We start from the raw sequence: 21,367 nt of genomic DNA, 5'->3' as shown, positions 1-21,367 counted from the left end.
TCCTCCTTAAATATTTTCCCATGAAAAGTTTTCTGCTTCTTTTTTATTTTGTTTGTGAGCACTCATTAATTGATTGGTCATATAGACAAAATGCTTAAAGTCTAAAAATAGACTATGTAATTTTTGAATTTGATCCTCATCTACTAATTTTCCACTTTCATCGAAAGCTTGAAGTGAGTGACTTAATAGAAATTCCGAACTCGGCATTGTTCTAGCCTTTAACTCAGGTGAATCAAGCATTTGTTTTAAATGACTTTGTGCTCTTGATGAACCTAACGTACCATATGAAGCTCCTGTAATCATAACTGGTTTATCCACAAATGGGTAAATATTGTAAGATAACCAATTCAACGCATTCATTAATGCTGCTGGAACGGCATGATTATATTCCGGTGTACTGATAATGACACCGTCTGCCTCTTCTATTTTTTGCGCTACTTCTTTTACAATACTTGGTAAATTTCCATCGTCAGGTTTATTGAACATAGGGAACTCTTTGATTTCGATTATTTCAATATCTGCCTCGTTTTTAAAGTAATCTTTAATAAAGTACAATAATTTTCGATTTGTTGACTGATCAGAATTTGTCCCTACTATCGCTATATACTTATCCATAAAAATCTTCCTCTCTTTACATTAGTTTTGTTTTAATCATCTCTGAAGTAAATACTTTATTTGTTTTATCTATAACAACACACTCAATAGCATCAAGTTGATTCACAGTACTAATAATATCTTTGGTATTTTTACCAAATAGACGTGTTGTCCATATTTCTCCATCAACTGATCGTTTAGAAATAATCGTCAAACTAGCGACATCTGTTTCGATTGGATATCCTGTCTTTGGATTAATTATGTGATGATAGATTGTTTTTCCAACTGTTAGCGTTCTTTCGTAAATACCAGACGTCACAATCGATTCATTTTTAGCTTGAATAGTTACTAAACAATGAGAGCGTGGTTCTGTTGGATGTTGGATTCCTACTCTAAAATAACCATCTGGATGATGACTTTCTCCATAGACCACCACATTACCACCAAGATTTAAAATAGCCGACGTTATATCTTGTTGTTTATAATACTCAACTACTTTATCAGCAATGAATCCTTTTGCTAATGCACCTAGATCAATCTCCATTTGTTTATCCTCTAAATAAATACTATGTGTATTAGGACTTAAAATAATTTTTTCTGGATTGGTTTTTCTTAATAGACTTTCAATGACTTCTTTTGATGGAACTAACGCTCCTTCAAACCCAATTTTCCACTCTTTTATTAAAGGGCCAATCGCTATATTTAAAAAACTATCATCCTGAATACTATGATACTTGCCTAGGGAAATAAGATTGTATAGCTCAGGAGAAACCATGGTATCTGTTTTTCCAGCATTAAAGTTTATTTTCATTAATTCTGAAGTATCGTCATTAGCACTAAACATTTTTTCATAATACTCTAGCATTCTAACTGTCTTCTCAACTACTTCTTCCGCTTTATTTCCTACTACAGTAATATCTATTACTGTTCCCATCAAATGTAATTGTTTGACCACTTTATTTTGCATGGCCTACAATCCTTTCTTAACAGCAATTTCTAATTGCTTTAACTCTTTTAACTTAATCTCATTACGATTAATTTTGGCATAAGCTCTCGCATCGTAAATTAATTCTAAAATGTCATTTTTATCTTTCTTTTCTTCTATTGCATTTTGCGCAAGCTGTGCCGCAGCACGAGCTAAATAATACGTCACGTGATTATCTGAGCATATTTTTATCGCATAATTTAATAAAACATTACTAGCCTCGAGCTCATGAATGCTAGCATAAAACTCACCACATTGATAGACAATATTTAATACTCGCCAAGTATCTTCTACTTTTTTTATAGGATAACGATAGATTTTTTCCAACACTTTATTAAAATAAAACTCTGCTTTTTCCACATCATTCTCTCTGGCAAATACCATCCCAATTCCAGTATAAGCCAGTAGATGATAGATATCTTCAGTTTCTCCATTGTCTAATAAAATTTGATCAAAATTAAACAAAATATCGGTAATTTTAGCATGTTGAAAAACCATTAAAAAACCTGTCAAATAATGATACCTTAACAAAATATCATTGTCTTCGATTTTGCAAATATCAATTGTTTCCATTAAATTCTTTGCTTTTTGATATTCGCTGGTTATTAATAAAAATTCTGCTTGATTTAATATTTCAATTACATCAGTGTATCGAATTCCAACTTTAGGAAACAACTCACTCAAAGGTAAATCCAATCTTTCACACAGTTTAATTAGTATCTTTAAATTTGGAACTTGAGAGTTATTTTCAAACCGACTTAACGTTGCTTGCGTGCAAATATTTTCTGCTAAGTCATTTTGCGAAAACCCTTTTTGTCTCCTTGCTTCTATAAAACGTTCAATATTCACTATCATCACTTACTTTCGATCTATTGTTTACCTTTTCACATGCTATAGAAAAATCATACTACTTTTATACATTTATGTCAAATCATAATATATATTTTTTTATATCTAACCATATATTTTTAAGTATAAAAGAAATATTTTTGATTAACTTTTAATAAACTAATGCATTTAATTTGATTATGTTGGTTAAATTTGAGATACTTTAATCACTAAGTTATGGGAGGAATCTTTTAATGCCATTAATGAAAATTGATATGATAAAAGGACGACAACAAGAAGAAATAGAAGAAATTCTAAAAATTTCCTATAGAGTGATGTTAGAAGCCTTTGATGCACCTATTGGTGATAGATACCAAATTGTCAGTCAGCATGAACCTTTTGAAATGAACATATCAGATACAGGATTGGGGTTTGAACGATCAAAAAATATTTTAGTTTTTAACCTTTTAACAAGACCTAGAACAACCGAGCAAAAAACAACTTTTTATGAAAATTTAGTTGAGGCTTTAAACAGTAAATTAGGTATCAGACGTGAGGATATCATGATAAATCTAGTTGTAAATGATGACGAGGATTGGAGCTTTGCATTTGGTAAAGCACAGTTTTTAACTGGAGAATTATAACGATAAGCAGTAACTTATTCTTTATTAATAGTAAGTTACTGCTTATCGTGTTTTATATAAAAATGAGTAAATTGGCAAATCTATTTTCTTAAACATTTTTATTTTATAACCCGTGGTGCTAGTTAATTTTAATACCCTAAAGAATATCTCAAAGTTACTTCAAAACGTCGTTGTGCTCGACTTAATAGAACACTGTAAGCCAGTAATATGCTTTCAAATCTACTCTCTAGCCCTTTAACAGAACGTGAGTTGAAATTTTGACAACCTAATTTTTCTAAGGAAGAAAAAACAGTCTCAACTGTTTTTCTTTGTTTTCCAAGTAAGCTGTGGTCTAGTTTTTCTGATTTATTCATGTTTTTACGTGGCGGAACGGATATAGTAATGCCCTTAAGGGCAAGCTTTTCATGGATTTTATGGCTAATATATCCTTTGTCCCCTAGGATATTGGAAAGATTCGCTTCTTCCGATAAAATCTCTAACACTTTCACGTCATGGAAACCTGGATTCGTGATTGAGTAAGTAATCGGAAAGCCAGTCTTAGTAACGATCATATGAATTTTAAGACCATAAAAATAAGATTTTTTTGTTGATTTACCAACTTGTTTAGACATTTTCCTCTAGGCAAAAATTAACTAGCACCACGGGTTTATATTACAATTCATAAAAAGTCTTTATAATTTTAAGTATGCTAACTCAAAAGTATTAAAATAGAAAAAATCCCATGAAATCCGTTAATTACAACGTTGATTTCATGGGATTTTTATTGTATTAGTTGAATGATTTTTATTTAAAAAGTTACTGTTTGGTCAGCCTATTTTCAAAAACATATAAAAAGATGATGATTACGTATTACTACCAAAATCATCATCTTATTAAGTTAACTCATTCACTTAATTTTACAAACATCAAATTTTTTGGTTCTATCTGTATGTATTCTACTAGTTCATTTTTTGTTTCCAAGAAGTTGCTGTTTTATTTAACACATCATTAAGCTCGTCAATATTTTGTCTACCTTGCGTTTGTAACCATTCTTTTGTCGCTGCTTCCCCATCTTCTACAAATACATGGACTGCATCTTTCCATGTAGCACGACCACAAAGTACACCATTAAAAGTTGAACCCGCTTCTTTAGCAAATAATAATGTTTCTTGGAACAACGATGCGCTTACTCCTGCACTCAGAAAAATAAATGGAAGGTCTGTTGATTCACTTTGTTCCTTAAAGTACTTTTTAGCCTCTTCTTTACTGTAAACAACGCATTCTGTGTTTTCTTCAGCTCCTTCTACATAAATCATATTAACAGGAACTTCAACTTTCAATACATCTACATGATATTTTTCTTTAGAAAATTCCTTCATCATTTCATTTACTTTATGAGGTTTAATTTTCGCATACTCTATGCTTGATGTATCTTTAATTTTTTCATCATAAGAAACTAATTCCAAATAAAATGGAATATCTTGAGCCACACACTCAGCACCTATTCTTTCTACAAAGGCATGTTTCCTCAGATTGATTTCATCAGAACTGTCTACATCATAATACAATAAAAACTTAACTGCATCAGCACCTTTCTTTTTAATCCTATATGCTGAATAATCATCTATCAGATCAGGAAATCTTCCTTCAACGGTTGTATCATATCCTGTTTTTTCATAAGCAAGTAATAATCCAGCATTAGTATTACGTTTTTTAGACGCAGGAATTCCATATTCTGGATCCAAAAGAATAGAACTAGCATACGGGGTCAAATACTCTGAGACTAATTCTTTAAATTTAACAATCGCTTTATCAATGTCCCCGCTATATTGTTCATTTAAAAACATTTTCTTTAATGCACCACGTTGATCAATTGCCAAAGCTGCAATTATCCCCTCATTTGTTGATAAGTTTTCCATGTGTTTTTTCTTATTATTTGTTAGTTTTTTCAAAAAAATCACTCCTTTTTTATTCTACAATAGATTTAAATTCATTGGTCATCTCTTCAGTATTGTTTATTTCTCTTATCCTTTTTTTAAAATCATCTGTCATCAATGCTCGTGCAATAGTTGATAATATTTTTAAGTGCGTTGTTCCTGCTTCATCTCCAGGAATTAATAAGCCAATGACAAAATCAACAGGTTTACCGTCCATACTATCCCAATCGACTCCGCTATTTAATCTAACTAGCATGACTGCTGGTTTTGTAATACTATCACTTTTAGCATGAGGTATTGCGAACCCATCCATCATCCCTGTACTACCTTCTTTTTCTCTTTTAAAAAAGCTGTTCTCTAAATTTTTTTTGTCGTTACCAATCCCTTTTAATGTAGATTGTTGTGAAATAAAGGAGATAACTTCATTTTTAGTTTTAAAATCCTTATCAAGAAAAATATACTCTGAATTTATCATCATTTTTTCTCTCCTTACTCTATAAAATTAATTATTAATTATTAATTTCTCTTTCCATTTTTAATACTCTATTTTTTTGAATCAATCCTAATATTAATCCTCCAACAACTGATCCAATCAATATTGAAAGAACCCAAAGACCAGCATGAGTTACTACTGGTAAAACTAGGAAACCTCCATGCGGAGCTGGAACTTGAACTTTAAACATATAAGTTAATACAGCAGCGATCGAAGAACCAAGCATCATTGTTGGTAATACTCTTAATGGATCTTTGGCGGCAAATGGAATAGCGCCCTCTGTTATATGAGTTGAACCTAAAATAAAGTTAACAAAACCGGCATTTCGTTCATTTTCATCAAAGTATTTTCCATTAAATAGTACGGCAAAACCAGTGATAAGAGGTGGAGCAATACAGGCAGCTGAAACTCCAGCCATGAAACTTGTATTACCTTGTGCTAACAGTGCTGTCCCTGTAACATAGGCTGCTTTATTAAAAGGACCACCCATATCAAAAGCACACATACACCCAACAATAATACCTAATATTAAGGGACTTGAATTTTCAAATCCAGCTAAGAAATTCATCATACCTTCATTTATAGCTGACATTGGTTCAGAAATACCTACCATAATAAGTGAAGTAATTCCAACACCTAGAACAGGATATAAAAAGATTGCTTTTAACCCATCTAATGATTTTGGTAATGATTTTAATAATTTAGATAAAAGTACAATAACATAGCCCGCTAAAAAACCTGAGACAATTCCTCCAAGAAATCCGGTACCTCCATTATTTGCAACTAGTCCTCCGACAAAACCAACAACTAATCCAGGTCTTTTAGCTATACCTTCTGCAATGTAAGAAGAAAGAATTGGAACCATCATCCCCATAGCCAAACCGCCAATATCCTTTAATGTTGCCGCAAATTCATTGTATTGAGCATTACTAGGATCGGCTGAATAAATTCCCCATAAAAAAGATATCGCTATCAGCACTCCCCCACTAACAACAAAAGGCAACATATGTGATACACCATTCATTAAATTTTTATAGATACTATGGCCTATGCCTTTTAATTTTTCATCTTTTCTTTCAATTTGATCAATAGTATCGCTATTATTTTCTGTATCACTTTTTGTGATAGTTCCTTTACCTGCTAAAGCATCTTCAATTAATCTATCAGCATCTTTAATACCTTTACTAACAGATACATTAATAACTCTCTTACCATTAAAACGCTCAGATTGAACATCTTTATCTGCGGCAATTATAATAACATCTGCTGATTCAATCTCTTCTTTTGTCAACGCATTTTCAATACCAATTTGACCATGAGTTTCTACTTTTATACTGACATTTTTCCTTTTTGCTGCCTGTTCCAGTGCTTCTTGAGCCATGTATGTATGTGCAATTCCAGTTGGACAACCGGTAGCAGCTAAAATCGTATATTTAGTCATGTTTATCTCTCCTTAAATTATTAATTTTTATTTGTTTTCTTAATTGTTCTATATCTTTAAAGTCTGTTAGCCCTTTCGAAAATGCTGTTGAGCTTCCTGCTGCGATACTATATTTAAGATTTTCTTCTAAATCTTTATTCGTAAAAATTCCTTGTAAGAAAGTACCTAGTAATGTATCTCCGGAGCAAGCAGTATTTACCACTTCTCCTTTTGGTGAATTACCATATATGTAATGTTTATCATCTATATAAATGCATCCTCCTGCACCTAAAGATAATAGGATTCTTTGTGCACCCATATCTATTAATTTTTTAAGATAACTTTCTGCATTATCAATTGTTATTTCATCAACACCAAACCATGAAGCTAGCTCTTCATCATTTGGCTTTATCAAAAATGGTTTGTATTTTAATGTATCTAGTATTTCTTTATAACTTGTATCAATGACTAAATTAAAATTATTTTTATTCGCTATTTGACCTATATCTATCAAAAGTGATTTATCTACCCCTTTTGGAAAACTACCACTAACACATAAAAAATCCTGTTCTTTAATTGTTTCAATTTCACTCATTAAAAGTTTTATCTTATTATTAGGTATTTTAGGACCAGCATTTACTAACTTGTATTCTTCATTCTGTTCCGTCACTTTAGTAAACACATTTATTCTAGTCATCCCTTCTACATCTACAAATTTATTAGGAATACCTTTTTCCCATAAAAAATCTTTTATATATTGTCCAGTAAAACCAGCACTAAATCCTAATGCTGTACTATTAATTCCTAAACTATTTAAAATAAGAGAAACATTTACACCTTTACCATTTGCTTGTATGTCATCTGAGATAGTTCTATTCACAATACTTGGTTTAAGAGTTTTTGTTTCGATGAATAAATCAATAGCTAGATTTAATGTACACGTATAAACATTAGTCATTTCCACACTTCCTTTCTACAATTATATTATGTACTAATTCAAAGTGAAAATGTTTTCAACTTTTATCGAATTAAAGAAAAATTTTTCAAAATTTCTGTTCAATACTTTTTAAAGGTGTTATTATATGAATAAAATCGATTTAAGGAGAGCTTTATGACCTATAATTTAAGTGATTCAGAGAAATACTTATGGAACTATATAGAAATGCATATAGATGAAATCCCTAACTTTTCTATCGTTAAACTTAGTGAAGAAGCTAATATATCAACAGCTACCATTGTTCGGGCAATGAAAAAAAAGGGATTTGATGGCTTTACTTCTTTTAAGTATTATTTAAAAGAGCAAGACAATTCAGCAGTGAAATTTTCTAGCTTAGAACAGGTTGATTCTGAAATCAAACAAGCCATTTTAAAAAATGAGAAAGAAGTAATTAGAACAATTAATATGCTAGATAGTGGTATCATTGAAGATTCTATACAAAAAATAAAACACTCCGAAAAAATTGTTATTTTTGCGAGAGGATTTTCAGAAATGACTGCTCAAGAAATTTGTATGAAATTTCAGTTAATGGGAAAATATGCTGAAATGCATTCAGACCCAAACATTATAAAGAGTATAAGTAAAAAATTAAAACAGTCAGATATTGTTATTTTCATTTCTTTAAATGGTGAAACACCTGAATTAGTTACAGCAATCAAAAATTGTACCACCGGTGGTATTAGTACGATTACAATTACAGCAAACCCTCACAGTACCCTTGCTAACTTATCAGAAATCGTTTTTCAAGGTTATAAGTCTGATAGTTCATATTTTCCAGAATATGAAGTGCGTTCAAGATTACCCTTATCTATTATCGCGAGAGTATTACTTGATTCATATGCTATAAGAACAAAAAAAAACTAATAAAAAAGCACTCCAAATCGAGTGCTTTTTTATTAGTTTGTCTCTATGATAAAACTTTCATAAGGTTTTAAAACAGATTCTATTTTTTCTTTCTTATAGTTACTTACTTTCACTACACGATTATCAAGCATTATACCAGTGATAGTTTGATCAGCTTCAGATAAGTTTGCCCCAACTAACCAAGTTTTATTTCCTAATACTCTTTTATACACAAATAAATGTGGGTGTTCTGGTAATAACAATTCATAACTACCTTCTAAAATGATATTTTCTTCATGACGTAATTGAATCAATTTTTGATAGAAACGAAACACGGATTTATCTGAGTTAATATCCGATGCAACATTAATATCCTTATAGTTTGGATTTACTTTAAACCAAGGAGTAGCTTCAGAAAATCCGCCATTTTCACTATTATCCCAATGCATTGGTGTCCGATCATTATCACGGCTCACTTTATGAACTGCTTTTAGGAAATCTTCTTTAGAAATTGTTTTTTGTTGTTCTACAAAGTACTCATAGTTACCTCTTAGTTCAACATCAATGTATTCATCCAACTCAAATTTAGCATTCGTCATCCCGATTTCTTCACCTTGATAAATAAATGGCGTCCCTTGCATTCCATGTAAGATAGTGGCAAATGCTGTGGCTGATTCATAACGATAATTGTCGTCATTCCCCCATCTTGAGATTACTCTACCTCTATGGTGGTTTTCAAAGTATAACGCATTCCAACCTTTATTTCTTAAATTTAATTGCCATTCACTCATAATTTTTTTCAAAGAAATAATATCTGGCTCTGTTAAGGCCCATCGCCCATTAATATTCCCTTTTTCACGGTCAATATGCATATGTTCAAAAGTAAAAACCATATCTAATTCTTCACGTTTGGGATCTACTAAAAGATACGCATCAGTTGATTTAGCAGCAGGTGCTTCTCCCACACTCATCATGTCTAGAGGTGTTAAGACTTCTTGGTTCATTTCATGAATAAACTCATGCATTCTTGGAACATTATGTTGGTTACTTGTTTTATAAGGTATAGCATTATCTGGAAACTCTAAATCTTTAGAAATTGATGTGATAACGTCCATTCTAAAGCCATCTACACCCTTGCTTTTCCAAAAACGCATCATATCATAGATTTCTTTTCAAACATCAAGATTTTCCCAATTTAAATCTGGTTGTTCAGAAGCATAGTAGTGGAGATAGTATTGTTGACGTGACTCATTCCAAGTCCACGCTGCCCCACCAAAACTTGATCCCCAATTGTTAGGTTCACTTCCATCTTCTTTAGCATCTTTCCAAATATAAAAATCACTGTAATGATTGTCTTTAGACCGACAACTCTCTTTAAACCATTCAGATTGGTCAGATGTATGATTGGCTACGAAATCCATAATAATCTTTATACCATTAGCATGTGCTTTTTCAGTTAACTCATACATATCCTCATTTGTTCCAAACATTGGATCAATCGTATAATAGTCTGCTATGTCGTAACCATTATCAATTTGAGGCGATAAATAGATTGGTGCAATCCAGAGAGCATCTACCCCCAACTCTTTTAAGTAAGGTAATTTTTCCTGAATTCCTTTTAAATCGCCAATCCCATCATTGTTTGTGTCTTTAAAGCTTCTTGGATAAATTTCATAGATTACTGCATTTTTCCACCAATTTGATCTCATGTCTATCCCCTTTCAATTTGACTAGTCATAGCACCTACCATAGCCAATCCGACAATACTTGCTGCTTTTGTCAGAATATTAATCAGCCCATCATTATACAGTTTTGAAATATATGAAGAACCTAATGAATAACCCAACATACCACCTTTCCAACGTAGTAATTGGGCAGGAACGTTAAATAGTAATAAGAAAATAATTGGTGCTAAAACATTGCCTGCTTGAGCCAAACTCACTGCTATCCCCGCTGCAATTGTTCTCAAAACGCCCCAGAAAACTGAGTCTCCAATACCCGCTAATGGATGGCCCCATCAAACTTGTTTTAATCGCATTTATAGACTCTGAGTTAAAATCTGATTTTTCACTATTTTCTTTTTCCATCAAAGCTGTAACACCTAAAATAAATGGGTATACTGCTACGTTAGTATTAAAGTAAGACATTTGTCGAACCATTGCTTCTTGTAGTTTATCTTTATCATTTTTGTAGAATAAATCAATAAATGGTTGCATTGCATAAGAAACTCCTGAAGCACCTTGTTTCGAGGGAGTAACAGCAGCATGCAACGTAAATGAACGCCAATACATTTGCTTTAATAGTTTTTTCTCTTCTGCACTAATTGTTGATTTTTCTTGCATGGTTTTCTCCTCCTATTTACCTAAAAAATTCATCCACTTCAGGGTCATCTGTTACTGCGTTATCAGACTGAGTAGCTAAAGATTTTTCTGCCATTTCTTTTCGAATATTTTTTAAATCAATATCTCTATAAGCTGTTACAATCGCAATAATCAAAGCTATGACTGCTACAGCAATTAATGGTGTTTGGAAATAAGCTATCAACACAAATCCTAAGAAATAATAGACTGATACACTGCTATCCCACAATATTTTAAGTAACATCGCCATACCAACAGCTGGAAGAAGATTTCCTGCAATACTTAACCTATTAATAATGACTTCTGGAATTTTTTCTAACATTGCTTGGATTGCTTCTGATCCAAATAAAATCGCAAAAAATGGAATTAATGAATAAATAAACCATTGGAGTGCCCATAATCCAAAATGTAATCGACGTATTCCTGATTCGTTACCTTCTTCTGCATAGCTATCAAATTTTGATGCAAACGGTCCAACTACCCCAACATATAATAATATTTTTATTTGTAATCCAATAATCCCTAGTGGAATCGCAATAGGAATTACAACCTCAGCACCTGATCCCATGTTAATAGCAAACGCTGTTGCTAATGCTGTTGCAAGTCCTGGTTCAGCTGAACTTGCTCCACCAATATTGACAACTCCAATAAAAATAGTTTCTAGTGCTGCCCCAATAAGTAATCCTGTTGGTATATCTCCTAAAAGTAAACCTAATAACGGTCCAATAACAATCGGTCTACCAATCATTGTAAACCCAAGTAACTCTTGACTACCAACTGTTATAAACACTACTAACGCAACAATAAATGCTTCAAATAACATCTTTCTTTCTCCTTTAACCTACAAATTTATTTGCTAATTCTTTTTTATCAGATGGAACATTTTGTAATGCTGTTTCTGAATATATCGTCGTTAATTCTTTTAAAGCATCTAACTCATTAGGTGTAAGCATCACAAATTGAGTTAATGTTTTTTTCTCACCCTCAACCGATTTCCCTACATTACCAATATTTATACGGCTCATGTTGGGTACTTGTTTTGCTAAACGCAAAGCATCTTCTACCGTTCTTACTAACACAAGAATTCGCTTACTACTTGCTAGAGGATCTGATAAAATATGAGCAACATCATCTACAGATCTAATCAAAGCATTGATACCTGATGGAACTGCCATTTTCAAAGCCATTTGCTGTGTTTCATTGTTAACAACTTCATTATTGGCAACGATAATTCCTTGCAAACTCAACTCTTTTGACCATATCATGGCAATTTGACCATGAATCAAACTCTCATCTACTATTAAAGTTGTGGGGATAATTCCTGATGAGGTCTTAATCTCAATTATTTTTTTCTCTTCTTTAACTTCTTTTTCAACTGCTTTAGTTTCTTTTTTATCTACATGACGAGACTTGTTTTGAACAAGTTGTATAGCCTCACGTCCATTTTTTATAAAACTTTCAATTAACTCATCTGTGTAAACATCTGCCCCATAAATAATTTCTATCATGACCGGTAAATTAAATCCCGCTACGATAAAAACATTTTCTTTTCCTTCAGCAGCAAGCGTCATTTTTTGATTCACACTTCCACCAAACATATCAGTAAAAATCACTGCCTGATCCTCATCTTTTAAATTATTAAAAAAATGATTAATTTGATCATCTATGGTTTCCATTCCTTCTACATAAGCACACATGTATGTAATATCTGAATCACTTCCAGTAAATAATTCAAGAGTACCTTTAACACCTTGTGCCATTTTTTCATGGGTTGCTACAACAAATTTCTTCTTGGGTCCCTCCTGTTGGAACGTTCCATTTTTAACAAATAAACGACAAAAAGAAATTTATGAAAACGATTTCATGAATTTCTTTTTGTCGTTTTCCCTTGAATAAATTCAACAGGAAGTACTATCTTTTTATCAGTGTAGCTTGCGTGTCCTTCTAAAATACCTTCTAAGATATCAACACAAGTTGTTACCATTTTAGGTATAGGTTGCCTTATAGAAGAAAGAGGATTATTTTGATATTCATACATTTTTCCGCCATCGAATCCTATAATTTGGATATCTTCTGGACTATGATAACCACATTGTTTTAAAACATCCAAAGAAAAATCAGCATATTGATCTGCTACTGCAAAAAGACCATCAAAAGGTTTATTATGATGATATTCTTTCTTTAAAAAAGTTGATAACTCACCAAAAAATTTATCTTCATGTGTTTTCGAATTAAACTCTTTATAGGATATATTATTCTCATTACAGTAATCAACAAATCCTCTTGTCCGTTCACCATAATTTGTAATTGTTTTATCTGTCGTTCTAGTGATAATTAGCAAACAACTAGCTCCACTATCAACAAGTTTTCTAGCTGCTAATCGCCCTCCCATATAATTATCTGAGGAGACACACGGAATGGTTTCTGATATCTGTTTTTCAATTGATACAATAGGGAGATCATTTATTAGATTTTCCGAAAAATCACTATATGAAATCGTAATAATTCCAGCAGCTTTTTTTAATGATCGTTGCATCTGATAAGTTAACTCAGCAAAAAAAGGTGTCTGTGTTGTAGGAACAATAAAGATAATCAAGTTAGAACGATTCATCTTTAATTCTCTCGCTGTATTATTCGGAACATATCCTAACTCATCTATTACTTCTTGAATTTTTTTTGAGAGGCTTCTTTGACTCGCACTCCATTGACATAATTTGACACTGTTCCTCTTGATACGCCAGCTAATTTTGCCACATCATTCATTGTTGGCATGAGTTAATCCTCCTTAAAAAATACTAATCCCATTCTACCAAATCTGATTAGTAATATCATGTTATTTTACTATTTGACGAATAAAACACTAGAAAAGATTCCCTTTCTAGTGTTTAAATTTTTTATTAGCATATAAATAAAATGGAATTCCTAATGCTGTTAAACCTAATCCTATAATCACAAGTGATAGTTGGTTAACTAGCGTCATAGATAGAATAAAGATTCCACCGATTATTGACACGATTGGGACAAATGGATACAAAGGAACTTTGTATGGTCTTGGTAAATCTGGTTCTGTTTTTCTTAGTTTAATGACAGCAAAAAAAACTAACGTATAAAAAATCCAGATAACAAAAACCAACATATCTGTTAAAATATCAAATCCACCTAATAACATCATGACAACTGCTACTGCTAACTCAAAAAGTCCTGCAATAAAAGGCACTTTATTACGATTTAATTTTGCTAATTGATTTGAGTATGGTAATTGTTTATCTAATCCCATCGTATAAGGGATTCTCATACCAGTCATTGTGTAACCATTAATTGCACCGTATACAGAAATTAGGATTCCGATTGTAACAATTTTTCCACCAAAGTCACCAAATATTTGTTTTGATACATCCATCGCAGCATTTTCATTCCCTGCTAATGATTCGATGGGTAAACTTTTTAAATAAACAAAGTTAACTAATAAATAAATCAGCATAACACCAAACAATCCGCCGGCTATTGATCTTGGTAAATCTCGCTCAGGACTTTTTAACTCCCCTGAAATATTTCCCACATGAATCCAACCATCATATGCAAACATAGTAGCAAGAAGCCCTGCTCCTAAAGCTGGAAAAAAGCCGGATACTTGTGGTCCTGCAGTTACAGGAAAAAGACTAACGTCAACTTCACCTTGTCTTAATAGACCAAAAATAACAATTAAGGCAAGTGGTATTAACTTACAAACCAATGTGATTGATTGAAAAATCCCACTAGCTCTTGCTCCTAAAAAATTAATCAACATAATGGAACCACCGACTAAAATAGCTATTGGTACAATCACTGAGTTGGATAAACCAAATAAGTTTTTAAACTGGGTACCGAATATAATAGAAAGAGCTGCGACGTTGGCTGGAAAATAAATAATGATTAATGCCCATCCTAATAAAAAGCTCCATAACTTACCATACGCCCGTTCAATATATCTCACCATTCCACCCGTTTCAGGAATAGCTGCTGAGAGTTCTGCTGCGGTTAGTCCTGCACAAATACTAATAATACCACCTAAAAACCATGATATTAGCGTTAGACTAGCTGATCCAGTTGATTGCGTCACACTAGCTGCTTTGAAAAACACTCCTCCACCTATTACGGTTCCCATAACGGTTGATAAAGCTGGGAAGAATGTCATTGTTCTTTTTAATTGATTGTTTTCTTCTAATACAATCTCATCTTTATTTGGCATACTGCTCCCCTTTTTTAGGTTAATCTTTGAGTTACATCATACCCAAAATTAACGTATGATAATTTTAAAATATGCTATATTTTATCATACTAAATAGGAAAAGCAACATACATCCTTATTAATTTACTATGTTTCTTCAGAAAATAACGTTTGTCAGCTATTTTTCAATAAAAGATGTATCTCCTACACTCTCTACTGTAAATTTTCCATCTTTATGAATAACTTTTAAAATGCTTGCGTTTGATAGAGGACGATCCGTGTCTTCTTCAGTCCAATCTGATAACAATACTGTAATCGCCATACCGTGAGATACGATTAACACATTACCGACACCTTCTTCGCTTGTTTCTTCTGCAATTTTCGTCACTTCTTTTTGCATTCTCTTTCTTACCGTATCATACGTTTCAAACTGTCTTGGTTCATCATTTTCAGCCATTGCATTGGTAATCTTTTCTAGTCCCTATTCCTTGATATCTGTTTTCACTGCATCTTCATTTTCGTAACCCAATATTTTCGCAGCTTTTACCCACATATATTCATCTAAATCTCCTTAAAACTTTCTTCATTTCATTGAATAGTGTTTTCAGAGGATTTTTTAATACCACACTAGAAGCTCTTTAGAACCACCCGCATAGCAGGTGGTTTTCAATACATATAAAAAGATGATAAATAAGAGATTATTCTCAAATTCATCATCTTGTAAATTTAACTCATCAGTCCTATTTGACAAAGAGCCATTTTGGGACATTTTTATTTTCAATTGACTCAGATACTATTACTTTATTGCATTATCATTTCCAAACCATTTTTCGCTGATTTCTTTCATTTTTCCATTATCTTTTAACTTCTTAAATGCCTCATCGATTTTTGTTTTCAATTCTTTATCGCTTTTTCTAATACCTACTGCAAAATCTGCACTATCAAACGGTGTATCTAATACTGCATAATCTTTTGGATTTTTTTGTTGCGCAATATAATAATTTGCGTACACGTTATCCACAATCAAACCGTCAATTCGTTTTGCTTTTAAATCAATAAATGCTTCGTTGAATGTATCAAACAACACTGTCTCATTATCATTGATTATATCAAGAAATACTTCAGGATTTTTTTCTATCATATCCTGGCCTGTAGAAGCATTTTGAGCTCCTAATACTTTGTCTTTCATCTCTGTATAAGATTTTATTCCGCTTTCTTTCATCACAACAAGTTGCTGTTTACTACTAATATATGGTTCACTAAATGCTACTTTTTCTTTTCGTTCATCTGTAATATTATAACCGTTCCAAATCAAATCAATTGTGCCATTATTTAGTTCATTTTCTTTCATAGACCAATCAATTGATTGAAATTCAGGTTTAATGCCGTATTCTTTAAAGACTTCTTTAGCTAAATCAATATCAAATCCGACAATATTATCTGATTCATCGCGAAAACCCATTGGAACAAATGTATCATCTAGACCGATGACGATTTTTTTATTTTTTTCAATCTCGCTCCATTTATCTTTATCTGAACCATTTCCACTTTCTCCACCTTTACCACAAGCCCCCACGACTAATAGTAAAGCTCCTAACATAACCATCGTCCATGTTCTTTTTTTCATCTTCATCCCATCCTTTTTATTTTATTGGTTCAACTCGAATCGTTTTATCTGCAATCTTTTCAGCAAATATCGGATCATGCGTCACGACAATTTGAGTGACGTTTGGTGATTTTAAATTTAAAATAACTTCAGCCACGTCCCCACTCAAACCAGGATCTAACGCACTTGTCGGTTCATCATAACATAACACTCTTGGTTCCATTGCTAAAGCTCTAGCAATTGCTACTCGCTGCTTTTGTCCACCTGATAATTCAAATGGATAAGCCTCTTGCTTATCTGATAACCCTAATAGACCTAACATAGAACGTGCTTTTTCTGTTGCTTCTTCCTTACTTTTTTTCAATACCATTGTTGGCGCTAAGATAATGTTTTCTAAAACATTTAAATGAGGAAATAACTGGAAATCTTGAAATACCACTCCAATTTTCCCACTATTTGCTTGATGTGACTTATTCGTTAAATCTTCCCCATCTAACAGTAACTGACCCTTATCAAATGATTCCAATCCACTAATGCAGCGAAGTAACGTTGTTTTCCCTCCACCAGATGGGCCTAATATAACGGTGATTTTTCCCATTGGAAATGAGTGAGACACATTATCTAATATTTTTTTATCGCCAAAACTTTTTGAAACATTTTTAATTTCAAGCATAGTCATTCACTCCTTATTTATAATAACTGAATCGTTTTTCTAAGTACTTAATTAAACCTGTGAGAATTGCTGTAAAGAACAAATAAATGATCCCGACAATAACAAGAGGGACAAGTGTAACATCTCGGTTGGTGGCAATTTTTCCAGCTCTAAGTAAATCACCCAATCCAAGTACATACATTAATGAGGTATCTTTCACTAAATTAATCACTTCATTTCCGATTGAAGGTAAAATGATTTTAATTACTTGTGGCAAGATAATTTTATAAGCTGTTTGAAATGGACTTAATCCTAAAACTTGAGCACTCTCTATCTGGCCTTTTGGTATTGCTTGTAAACCACCTCTAAATATCTCGGCAAAATATGCTCCATAGTTTAAAATAAAGGCAATCATTACAGCATCATATCGCTCAAATACAATGCCTATAGCTGGTAACCCAAAGAAAATAAAAATAAGTTGTAATAATAACGGTGTACCTCGCATTAGCCAAATATAGATATTTAGTAAAAAGGTTAGTGGTTTAAATTTTGTCCGTAAACCAAATGCGACTAATAATCCTAAAGGGATTGATCCTAAAAGGGTAAAGAAAAACACTTTTAACGTCATCGTTGCACCATCTAATAAAGATGGTAAGATTTTTAAAATATATTCCATAGCTGTTCCTCCGTTTTTTGTTCAAAAATTATTCGTTAATTTTTATATTAGATATAAAAAAGCCTCTTGGTAACATACCAAGAGGACGATAAGCCGTGATTCCACCTCAATTTATTACCATCTCACAATGGTAACCTCATGTTGTTTAATTCAATCATTAAACACACATCCTTAACGCGGACAAACGTTATATCTTACTTAAGTTCAGATATACATCTATCTAGTTGTGTTCATGAATGGGTTTTTGTTTCCTTCTCAGCTTATAGGAAACTCTCTGTAAAAAAATAATCATCCATTACTTGTCTAGTCATTGATTTTTTATAATAAAAAAAGCCCTTTGGCTCTTTAAGCCAAAGGACGATATAATCGTGGTTCCACCTTTATTTGTTATTGTCTCACAACAATAACCTCATGAAGTTTATAACTTCGAGTGTCATAACGTGTCTCAAACGAACTTTTCTACTGATGATTTTCGAAAAGTTAACTCCCAGATGTGTTTCACTTAATACTTTGACCTTTTTCCACCAACCAAAGGCTCTCTATACAAATATAATTAAGCTACTTTTTCTGCTCTTTGTTTTCAATAACTTTATCATCAGTTTTTAATTTTGTCAATAAAAATTTAGTCTAAATATTTTGCTGCATCCTCATCTAAAATCACTGTAAAGTTTGGATGAAGTTGGAGTATAGAAGCTGGATAAGCTAAATCAACTGGTCCTTGTAACACTTTTTTCACCATCTCTGCTTTACTTTCCCCATTAACAATCAACACAAGTTGTTTCACTTTGAATACACTTTTTGGTCCCATTGTCACAAACTCTAATCCTTTATGCATCATTGATGGTTCAAACCATGGTTCATATTTTATATGTTGCGAAACAATTGAAACGAGCAAAACAGATTATCTGTAACATTTAGAAAGCTTTTGATGAGTGATTATCTGCACTAGCTTACTATAAAAGATATAAAAATAATCAAAAGAATCGTGACTGACATCCTATTTCTTGATCTGATGATGAAACAGAATACATTCAAAAGATGGTTGTTCAATGATGGACGCCAGATGTAATAATTGGTCGTGCTGAGTTTCCTATTTCATGTTCTATCAGTACTCTTTATAGAATTATTTAAGCAAGCTCTGTTTTAATTGACCGCATTATCTATGAAAGGTAAGAGGAATCTTTTATCCAATCTATCGTATTTAAAAGAAATAATTTTCTTAGAAAATCATTAATTAAACCATAAAACATAATTTAAAGTATTATTTAAGTTATGTAGACAATAATATTTTGTCTATCATAATTTGACAAATGAAAATTTAAAGCTTGGAGAAGTTCCCCTTCTCTAAAGTACCTTCTTTTAACGGAATCAATGATGATTGATCGACTACTCTCATTCTGTGCGAATCTAAAGATACTTTCCAACTACTAACGTATCATTTTAGAAATAAAGACGGTCACTCATTTTTTGAACTATTAAAAAACTTACTTAATAACTTAGATAAGTTATTTAAAGACAAAATAGAGAACTTACTTGCCTATGAAACTGATATTCATAATGCCCTTCATTATGATTTTTCGTATGGAAAAATTGAAGCTAAAAATACCCATATAAAAACACTTAAACGAGTGTCATATGGATTCAAATCATTTAATAATATAAGAATAAGAATTTTCTTGATAAACGGCCTTATAAAAATTAAATAACAAAAAAAGATGATAAATATGAGATTACTCTCAAATTCATCACCTTGTAAATTTAACTCATCAGTTCTATTTGACAAAGATCCTTTCTTTATCTTAGAGACTTTTAAGTTATCCTCAATTTTTTTATTATTGTCATATTTCGTTTCACCAATTCAGCATAAAAGAAATTCCCACCATTTTGGTATAATCTTCCTCCATTATGAATTAATGACATAGGTTCATAATAATGATATGTCGCTTCTTTTGTGTTTCCAAGCATTGGTGCTAGTACATCTTTAGAATACTGCTCTGCTAAGGACAAAGAACTTTTATTACCATGAGTCACCACATAATCAACATAACTAGTACCAAAATTATAAGCCTGTACACCTGTCCAAATGTCACACTCATTCTCAAGTGCGTACTTTATCGCGTCTGATAAATGCTTAACACCACTTGTAATACTTTCCTTTTCAGATGTTATTTTATTTTGTTCACCATATTTACTTTCACTACTTTGCATAACATCAACATTATTGCCTTTCGTTTCGGTAAATATAATCGCCAGGACAAGATCCTCATACTCTGCCAAGTTCTCTTCCTCAAGTACCGTTTTGACAAGTGGTTCCCATTTTAAAGTTTGAGTGACATGTTGTTTTAATTGCCACACATACCAACCACTTGCTACTAATAATCCTATTATTAAAAATAAAACAAATCGTTTTATAACTTTTTTAATCACTCATCCATTGCTCCTTATAATCAAGGTAGCATTCATTTTGTCATACTCTTATCTAATAATCAAGACCTATCAATTCAGTTTTCTTTTAATTTAATAATTACATAATGCCGCTTAATTTTTTCTTTTTAAATACTCTTAATACACTTTTCTACATTTTTAGATACTTCCTTATCAAGTTTTAATTTACATATCGTTGAAGGCTGGCTCTATATCAAATTGTGTTGATAAACAATAATATTGATAAGAAAGTCTCAAATATGAAATAGAATTAATTTGATTAAGGGGCTATCTGCACTAGATTACTATAAAAGATACAAAAAGAATTGTGGCAGACGTTATATTTCTTTATCTGATAATGAAACAGAATACATTAAAAAGAAGGTTATCAAAGGATGGACGCCAGATGTCATTATTGGTAGTGTTGAGTTTCCTATTTCATGTTCTATCAATACTATTTAAGCAAGGTCTGTTTTAGTTGATTGTATTACCTATGCAAGGTAAAAGAAAGCGAATTGTTATAAAGAAAAAAGAGGCAAACAAGCCTTTAAAAGAAACATCCATCAAGGGCTATCAACTCTTTAAATCAAGAGCTCCAGTGAGAACTGGAGGCTTGTTCTTGGGCTGAAAGCCTCTGTTACCGGCCTGAGACTGAAAGGCTCACTGAAACGGTTTCCCTTATGCACCACATTTACTCACGAATCCTAAAAGGATTACTTATT

General features: G+C 32.1%; 20 protein-coding genes, 6 pseudogenes and 2 other annotated features. Of the genes and pseudogenes, 5 read left to right on the top strand and 21 right to left on the bottom strand.

The window, feature by feature from the left end; translation table 11 throughout:
* Positions 1 to 6: 6 nt before the first annotated feature.
* From DW196_RS05825 to DW196_RS05815, 3 genes are read right to left on the bottom strand one after another with little or no spacing between them, the layout of a single operon-like run.
* Positions 7 to 615 (bottom strand): NADPH-dependent FMN reductase, encoded by a 609-nt coding sequence (locus DW196_RS05825; protein WP_118250595.1) that lies wholly within the window; start codon positions 613 to 615, stop codon positions 7 to 9.
* 16 nt (positions 616 to 631) lie between these two features.
* A complete protein-coding gene (locus DW196_RS05820; RefSeq protein WP_071456437.1) occupies positions 632 to 1,561 on the bottom strand; it encodes an FAD:protein FMN transferase in 930 nt (309 codons plus the stop codon).
* Between the two features lie 3 nt (positions 1,562 to 1,564).
* Entirely contained in the window at positions 1,565 to 2,428 is an 864-nt protein-coding gene (locus DW196_RS05815; protein WP_233541930.1) for a helix-turn-helix domain-containing protein, read from the bottom strand.
* A 233-nt stretch (positions 2,429 to 2,661) separates the two neighbouring features.
* On the opposite strand from DW196_RS05815, the gene DW196_RS05810 reads away from it, so the two are divergent.
* Positions 2,662 to 3,051, top strand: coding sequence for a tautomerase family protein (locus DW196_RS05810; RefSeq protein ID WP_118250594.1), 390 nt, complete (start codon positions 2,662 to 2,664; stop codon positions 3,049 to 3,051).
* A 128-nt stretch (positions 3,052 to 3,179) separates the two neighbouring features.
* Here DW196_RS05810 and DW196_RS05805 read toward each other — a convergent pair.
* From DW196_RS05805 to pfkB, 5 genes and pseudogenes are all read right to left on the bottom strand, one after another.
* A pseudogene (locus DW196_RS05805) lies at positions 3,180 to 3,650 on the bottom strand (IS982 family transposase); the annotation flags it as partial.
* A gap of 339 nt (positions 3,651 to 3,989) precedes the next feature.
* Positions 3,990 to 4,982, bottom strand: a complete 993-nt coding sequence (gene lacD, locus DW196_RS05800) for a tagatose-bisphosphate aldolase (RefSeq protein ID WP_118250593.1) — start codon at positions 4,980 to 4,982, stop codon at positions 3,990 to 3,992.
* A 16-nt stretch (positions 4,983 to 4,998) separates the two neighbouring features.
* Complete coding sequence (locus DW196_RS05795) at positions 4,999 to 5,445, bottom strand: fructose PTS transporter subunit IIA (protein ID WP_118250592.1); 447 nt, start codon at positions 5,443 to 5,445, stop codon at positions 4,999 to 5,001.
* A 31-nt stretch (positions 5,446 to 5,476) separates the two neighbouring features.
* Positions 5,477 to 6,901 (bottom strand): PTS fructose transporter subunit IIC, encoded by a 1,425-nt coding sequence (locus DW196_RS05790; protein WP_118250591.1) that lies wholly within the window; start codon positions 6,899 to 6,901, stop codon positions 5,477 to 5,479.
* Complete coding sequence (gene pfkB, locus DW196_RS05785; protein ID WP_118250590.1) at positions 6,894 to 7,838, bottom strand: 1-phosphofructokinase; 945 nt, start codon at positions 7,836 to 7,838, stop codon at positions 6,894 to 6,896. Before pfkB ends, DW196_RS05790 begins: the two co-directional genes overlap by 8 nt.
* Before the next feature lie 153 nt (positions 7,839 to 7,991).
* On the opposite strand from pfkB, the gene DW196_RS05780 reads away from it, so the two are divergent.
* Positions 7,992 to 8,741 (top strand): MurR/RpiR family transcriptional regulator, encoded by a 750-nt coding sequence (locus DW196_RS05780; RefSeq protein ID WP_118250589.1) that lies wholly within the window; start codon positions 7,992 to 7,994, stop codon positions 8,739 to 8,741.
* A gap of 32 nt (positions 8,742 to 8,773) precedes the next feature.
* On the opposite strand, the pseudogene DW196_RS05775 reads toward DW196_RS05780, so the two are convergent.
* From DW196_RS05775 to DW196_RS05725, 12 genes and pseudogenes are all read right to left on the bottom strand, one after another.
* A pseudogene (locus DW196_RS05775) lies at positions 8,774 to 10,429 on the bottom strand (alpha-glucosidase).
* A gap of 23 nt (positions 10,430 to 10,452) precedes the next feature.
* Positions 10,453 to 11,062, bottom strand: a pseudogene (locus tag DW196_RS11700) (PTS system mannose/fructose/sorbose family transporter subunit IID); the annotation flags it as partial.
* Between the two features lie 16 nt (positions 11,063 to 11,078).
* Positions 11,079 to 11,903 carry a PTS sugar transporter subunit IIC gene (locus DW196_RS05765; protein WP_118250588.1) on the bottom strand — a complete coding sequence of 275 codons (825 nt, stop codon included), beginning with the start codon at positions 11,901 to 11,903 and terminating at the stop codon, positions 11,079 to 11,081.
* A 13-nt stretch (positions 11,904 to 11,916) separates the two neighbouring features.
* Complete coding sequence (locus tag DW196_RS05760; protein WP_255415108.1) at positions 11,917 to 12,927, bottom strand: PTS mannose/fructose/sorbose transporter subunit IIAB; 1,011 nt, start codon at positions 12,925 to 12,927, stop codon at positions 11,917 to 11,919.
* 14 nt (positions 12,928 to 12,941) lie between these two features.
* Positions 12,942 to 13,691 (bottom strand): substrate-binding domain-containing protein, encoded by a 750-nt coding sequence (locus DW196_RS05755; protein WP_233541929.1) that lies wholly within the window; start codon positions 13,689 to 13,691, stop codon positions 12,942 to 12,944.
* A 47-nt stretch (positions 13,692 to 13,738) separates the two neighbouring features.
* Positions 13,739 to 13,852, bottom strand: a complete 114-nt coding sequence (locus tag DW196_RS11580; protein ID WP_233541928.1) for a LacI family DNA-binding transcriptional regulator — start codon at positions 13,850 to 13,852, stop codon at positions 13,739 to 13,741.
* 106 nt (positions 13,853 to 13,958) lie between these two features.
* Positions 13,959 to 15,308 carry an APC family permease gene (locus tag DW196_RS05750; protein WP_118250586.1) on the bottom strand — a complete coding sequence of 450 codons (1,350 nt, stop codon included), beginning with the start codon at positions 15,306 to 15,308 and terminating at the stop codon, positions 13,959 to 13,961.
* Between the two features lie 157 nt (positions 15,309 to 15,465).
* Positions 15,466 to 15,744 (bottom strand): histidine phosphatase family protein, encoded by a 279-nt coding sequence (locus DW196_RS05745; RefSeq protein WP_071456431.1) that lies wholly within the window; start codon positions 15,742 to 15,744, stop codon positions 15,466 to 15,468.
* Between the two features lie 339 nt (positions 15,745 to 16,083).
* On the bottom strand, positions 16,084 to 16,920 hold the full coding sequence (locus DW196_RS05740; protein WP_071456430.1) for an amino acid ABC transporter substrate-binding protein: 837 nt from the start codon (positions 16,918 to 16,920) through the stop codon (positions 16,084 to 16,086).
* A 10-nt stretch (positions 16,921 to 16,930) separates the two neighbouring features.
* Complete coding sequence (locus DW196_RS05735) at positions 16,931 to 17,566, bottom strand: amino acid ABC transporter ATP-binding protein (protein ID WP_118250585.1); 636 nt, start codon at positions 17,564 to 17,566, stop codon at positions 16,931 to 16,933.
* 13 nt (positions 17,567 to 17,579) lie between these two features.
* A complete protein-coding gene (locus DW196_RS05730; RefSeq protein WP_071456428.1) occupies positions 17,580 to 18,221 on the bottom strand; it encodes an amino acid ABC transporter permease in 642 nt (213 codons plus the stop codon).
* Positions 18,222 to 18,299: 78 nt separating this feature from the next.
* Positions 18,300 to 18,541, bottom strand: a binding site (T-box leader).
* Between the two features lie 30 nt (positions 18,542 to 18,571).
* Positions 18,572 to 18,805 (bottom strand) — a binding site (T-box leader).
* 38 nt (positions 18,806 to 18,843) lie between these two features.
* Positions 18,844 to 19,080: pseudogene (locus DW196_RS05725) on the bottom strand (glucosamine-6-phosphate deaminase); the annotation flags it as partial.
* Between the two features lie 149 nt (positions 19,081 to 19,229).
* Here DW196_RS05725 and DW196_RS11575 point away from each other — a divergent pair.
* Positions 19,230 to 19,365: pseudogene (locus tag DW196_RS11575) on the top strand (IS30 family transposase); the annotation flags it as partial.
* Positions 19,366 to 19,615: 250 nt separating this feature from the next.
* Positions 19,616 to 19,927 carry a transposase gene (locus DW196_RS05720; RefSeq protein WP_118250718.1) on the top strand — a complete coding sequence of 104 codons (312 nt, stop codon included), beginning with the start codon at positions 19,616 to 19,618 and terminating at the stop codon, positions 19,925 to 19,927.
* Positions 19,928 to 20,030: 103 nt separating this feature from the next.
* On the opposite strand, the gene DW196_RS05715 is transcribed toward DW196_RS05720, so the two are convergent.
* The gene (locus DW196_RS05715) at positions 20,031 to 20,648 is read right to left on the bottom strand and encodes a lysozyme family protein (protein WP_118250584.1); all 618 of its coding nucleotides are present in this window, start codon (positions 20,646 to 20,648) and stop codon (positions 20,031 to 20,033) included.
* A gap of 267 nt (positions 20,649 to 20,915) precedes the next feature.
* Between DW196_RS05715 and DW196_RS11570 the strand changes: the two are divergent.
* Positions 20,916 to 21,206 (top strand): annotated as a pseudogene (locus tag DW196_RS11570) (IS30 family transposase); the annotation flags it as partial.
* Positions 21,207 to 21,367: the final 161 nt, after the last annotated feature.

It is taken from the genome of Vagococcus sp. AM17-17 (assembly GCF_003471765.1).
Classification (GTDB): Bacteria; Bacillota; Bacilli; order Lactobacillales; family Vagococcaceae; genus Vagococcus; species Vagococcus teuberi.
Note: the sequence above shows the minus strand (reverse complement) of the source record. Positions and strands in the feature narration are given on the sequence as shown.

Coding starts and splice junctions, on each gene's coding strand:
- DW196_RS05825 (WP_118250595.1), bottom strand. CDS start 615: ATGGATAAGTATATAGCGATAGTAGGGACAAATTCTGATCAGTCAACA.
- DW196_RS05820 (WP_071456437.1), bottom strand. CDS start 1,561: ATGCAAAATAAAGTGGTCAAACAATTACATTTGATGGGAACAGTAATA.
- DW196_RS05810 (WP_118250594.1), top strand. CDS start 2,662: ATGCCATTAATGAAAATTGATATGATAAAAGGACGACAACAAGAAGAA.
- DW196_RS05795 (WP_118250592.1), bottom strand. CDS start 5,445: ATGATGATAAATTCAGAGTATATTTTTCTTGATAAGGATTTTAAAACT.
- DW196_RS05790 (WP_118250591.1), bottom strand. CDS start 6,901: ATGACTAAATATACGATTTTAGCTGCTACCGGTTGTCCAACTGGAATT.
- pfkB (WP_118250590.1), bottom strand. CDS start 7,838: ATGACTAATGTTTATACGTGTACATTAAATCTAGCTATTGATTTATTC.
- DW196_RS05780 (WP_118250589.1), top strand. CDS start 7,992: ATGACCTATAATTTAAGTGATTCAGAGAAATACTTATGGAACTATATA.
- DW196_RS05765 (WP_118250588.1), bottom strand. CDS start 11,903: ATGTTATTTGAAGCATTTATTGTTGCGTTAGTAGTGTTTATAACAGTT.
- DW196_RS05755 (WP_233541929.1), bottom strand. CDS start 13,691: ATGAATCGTTCTAACTTGATTATCTTTATTGTTCCTACAACACAGACA.
- DW196_RS11580 (WP_233541928.1), bottom strand. CDS start 13,852: ATGCCAACAATGAATGATGTGGCAAAATTAGCTGGCGTATCAAGAGGA.
- DW196_RS05750 (WP_118250586.1), bottom strand. CDS start 15,308: ATGCCAAATAAAGATGAGATTGTATTAGAAGAAAACAATCAATTAAAA.
- DW196_RS05745 (WP_071456431.1), bottom strand. CDS start 15,744: ATGGCTGAAAATGATGAACCAAGACAGTTTGAAACGTATGATACGGTA.
- DW196_RS05740 (WP_071456430.1), bottom strand. CDS start 16,920: ATGAAGATGAAAAAAAGAACATGGACGATGGTTATGTTAGGAGCTTTA.
- DW196_RS05735 (WP_118250585.1), bottom strand. CDS start 17,566: ATGCTTGAAATTAAAAATGTTTCAAAAAGTTTTGGCGATAAAAAAATA.
- DW196_RS05730 (WP_071456428.1), bottom strand. CDS start 18,221: ATGGAATATATTTTAAAAATCTTACCATCTTTATTAGATGGTGCAACG.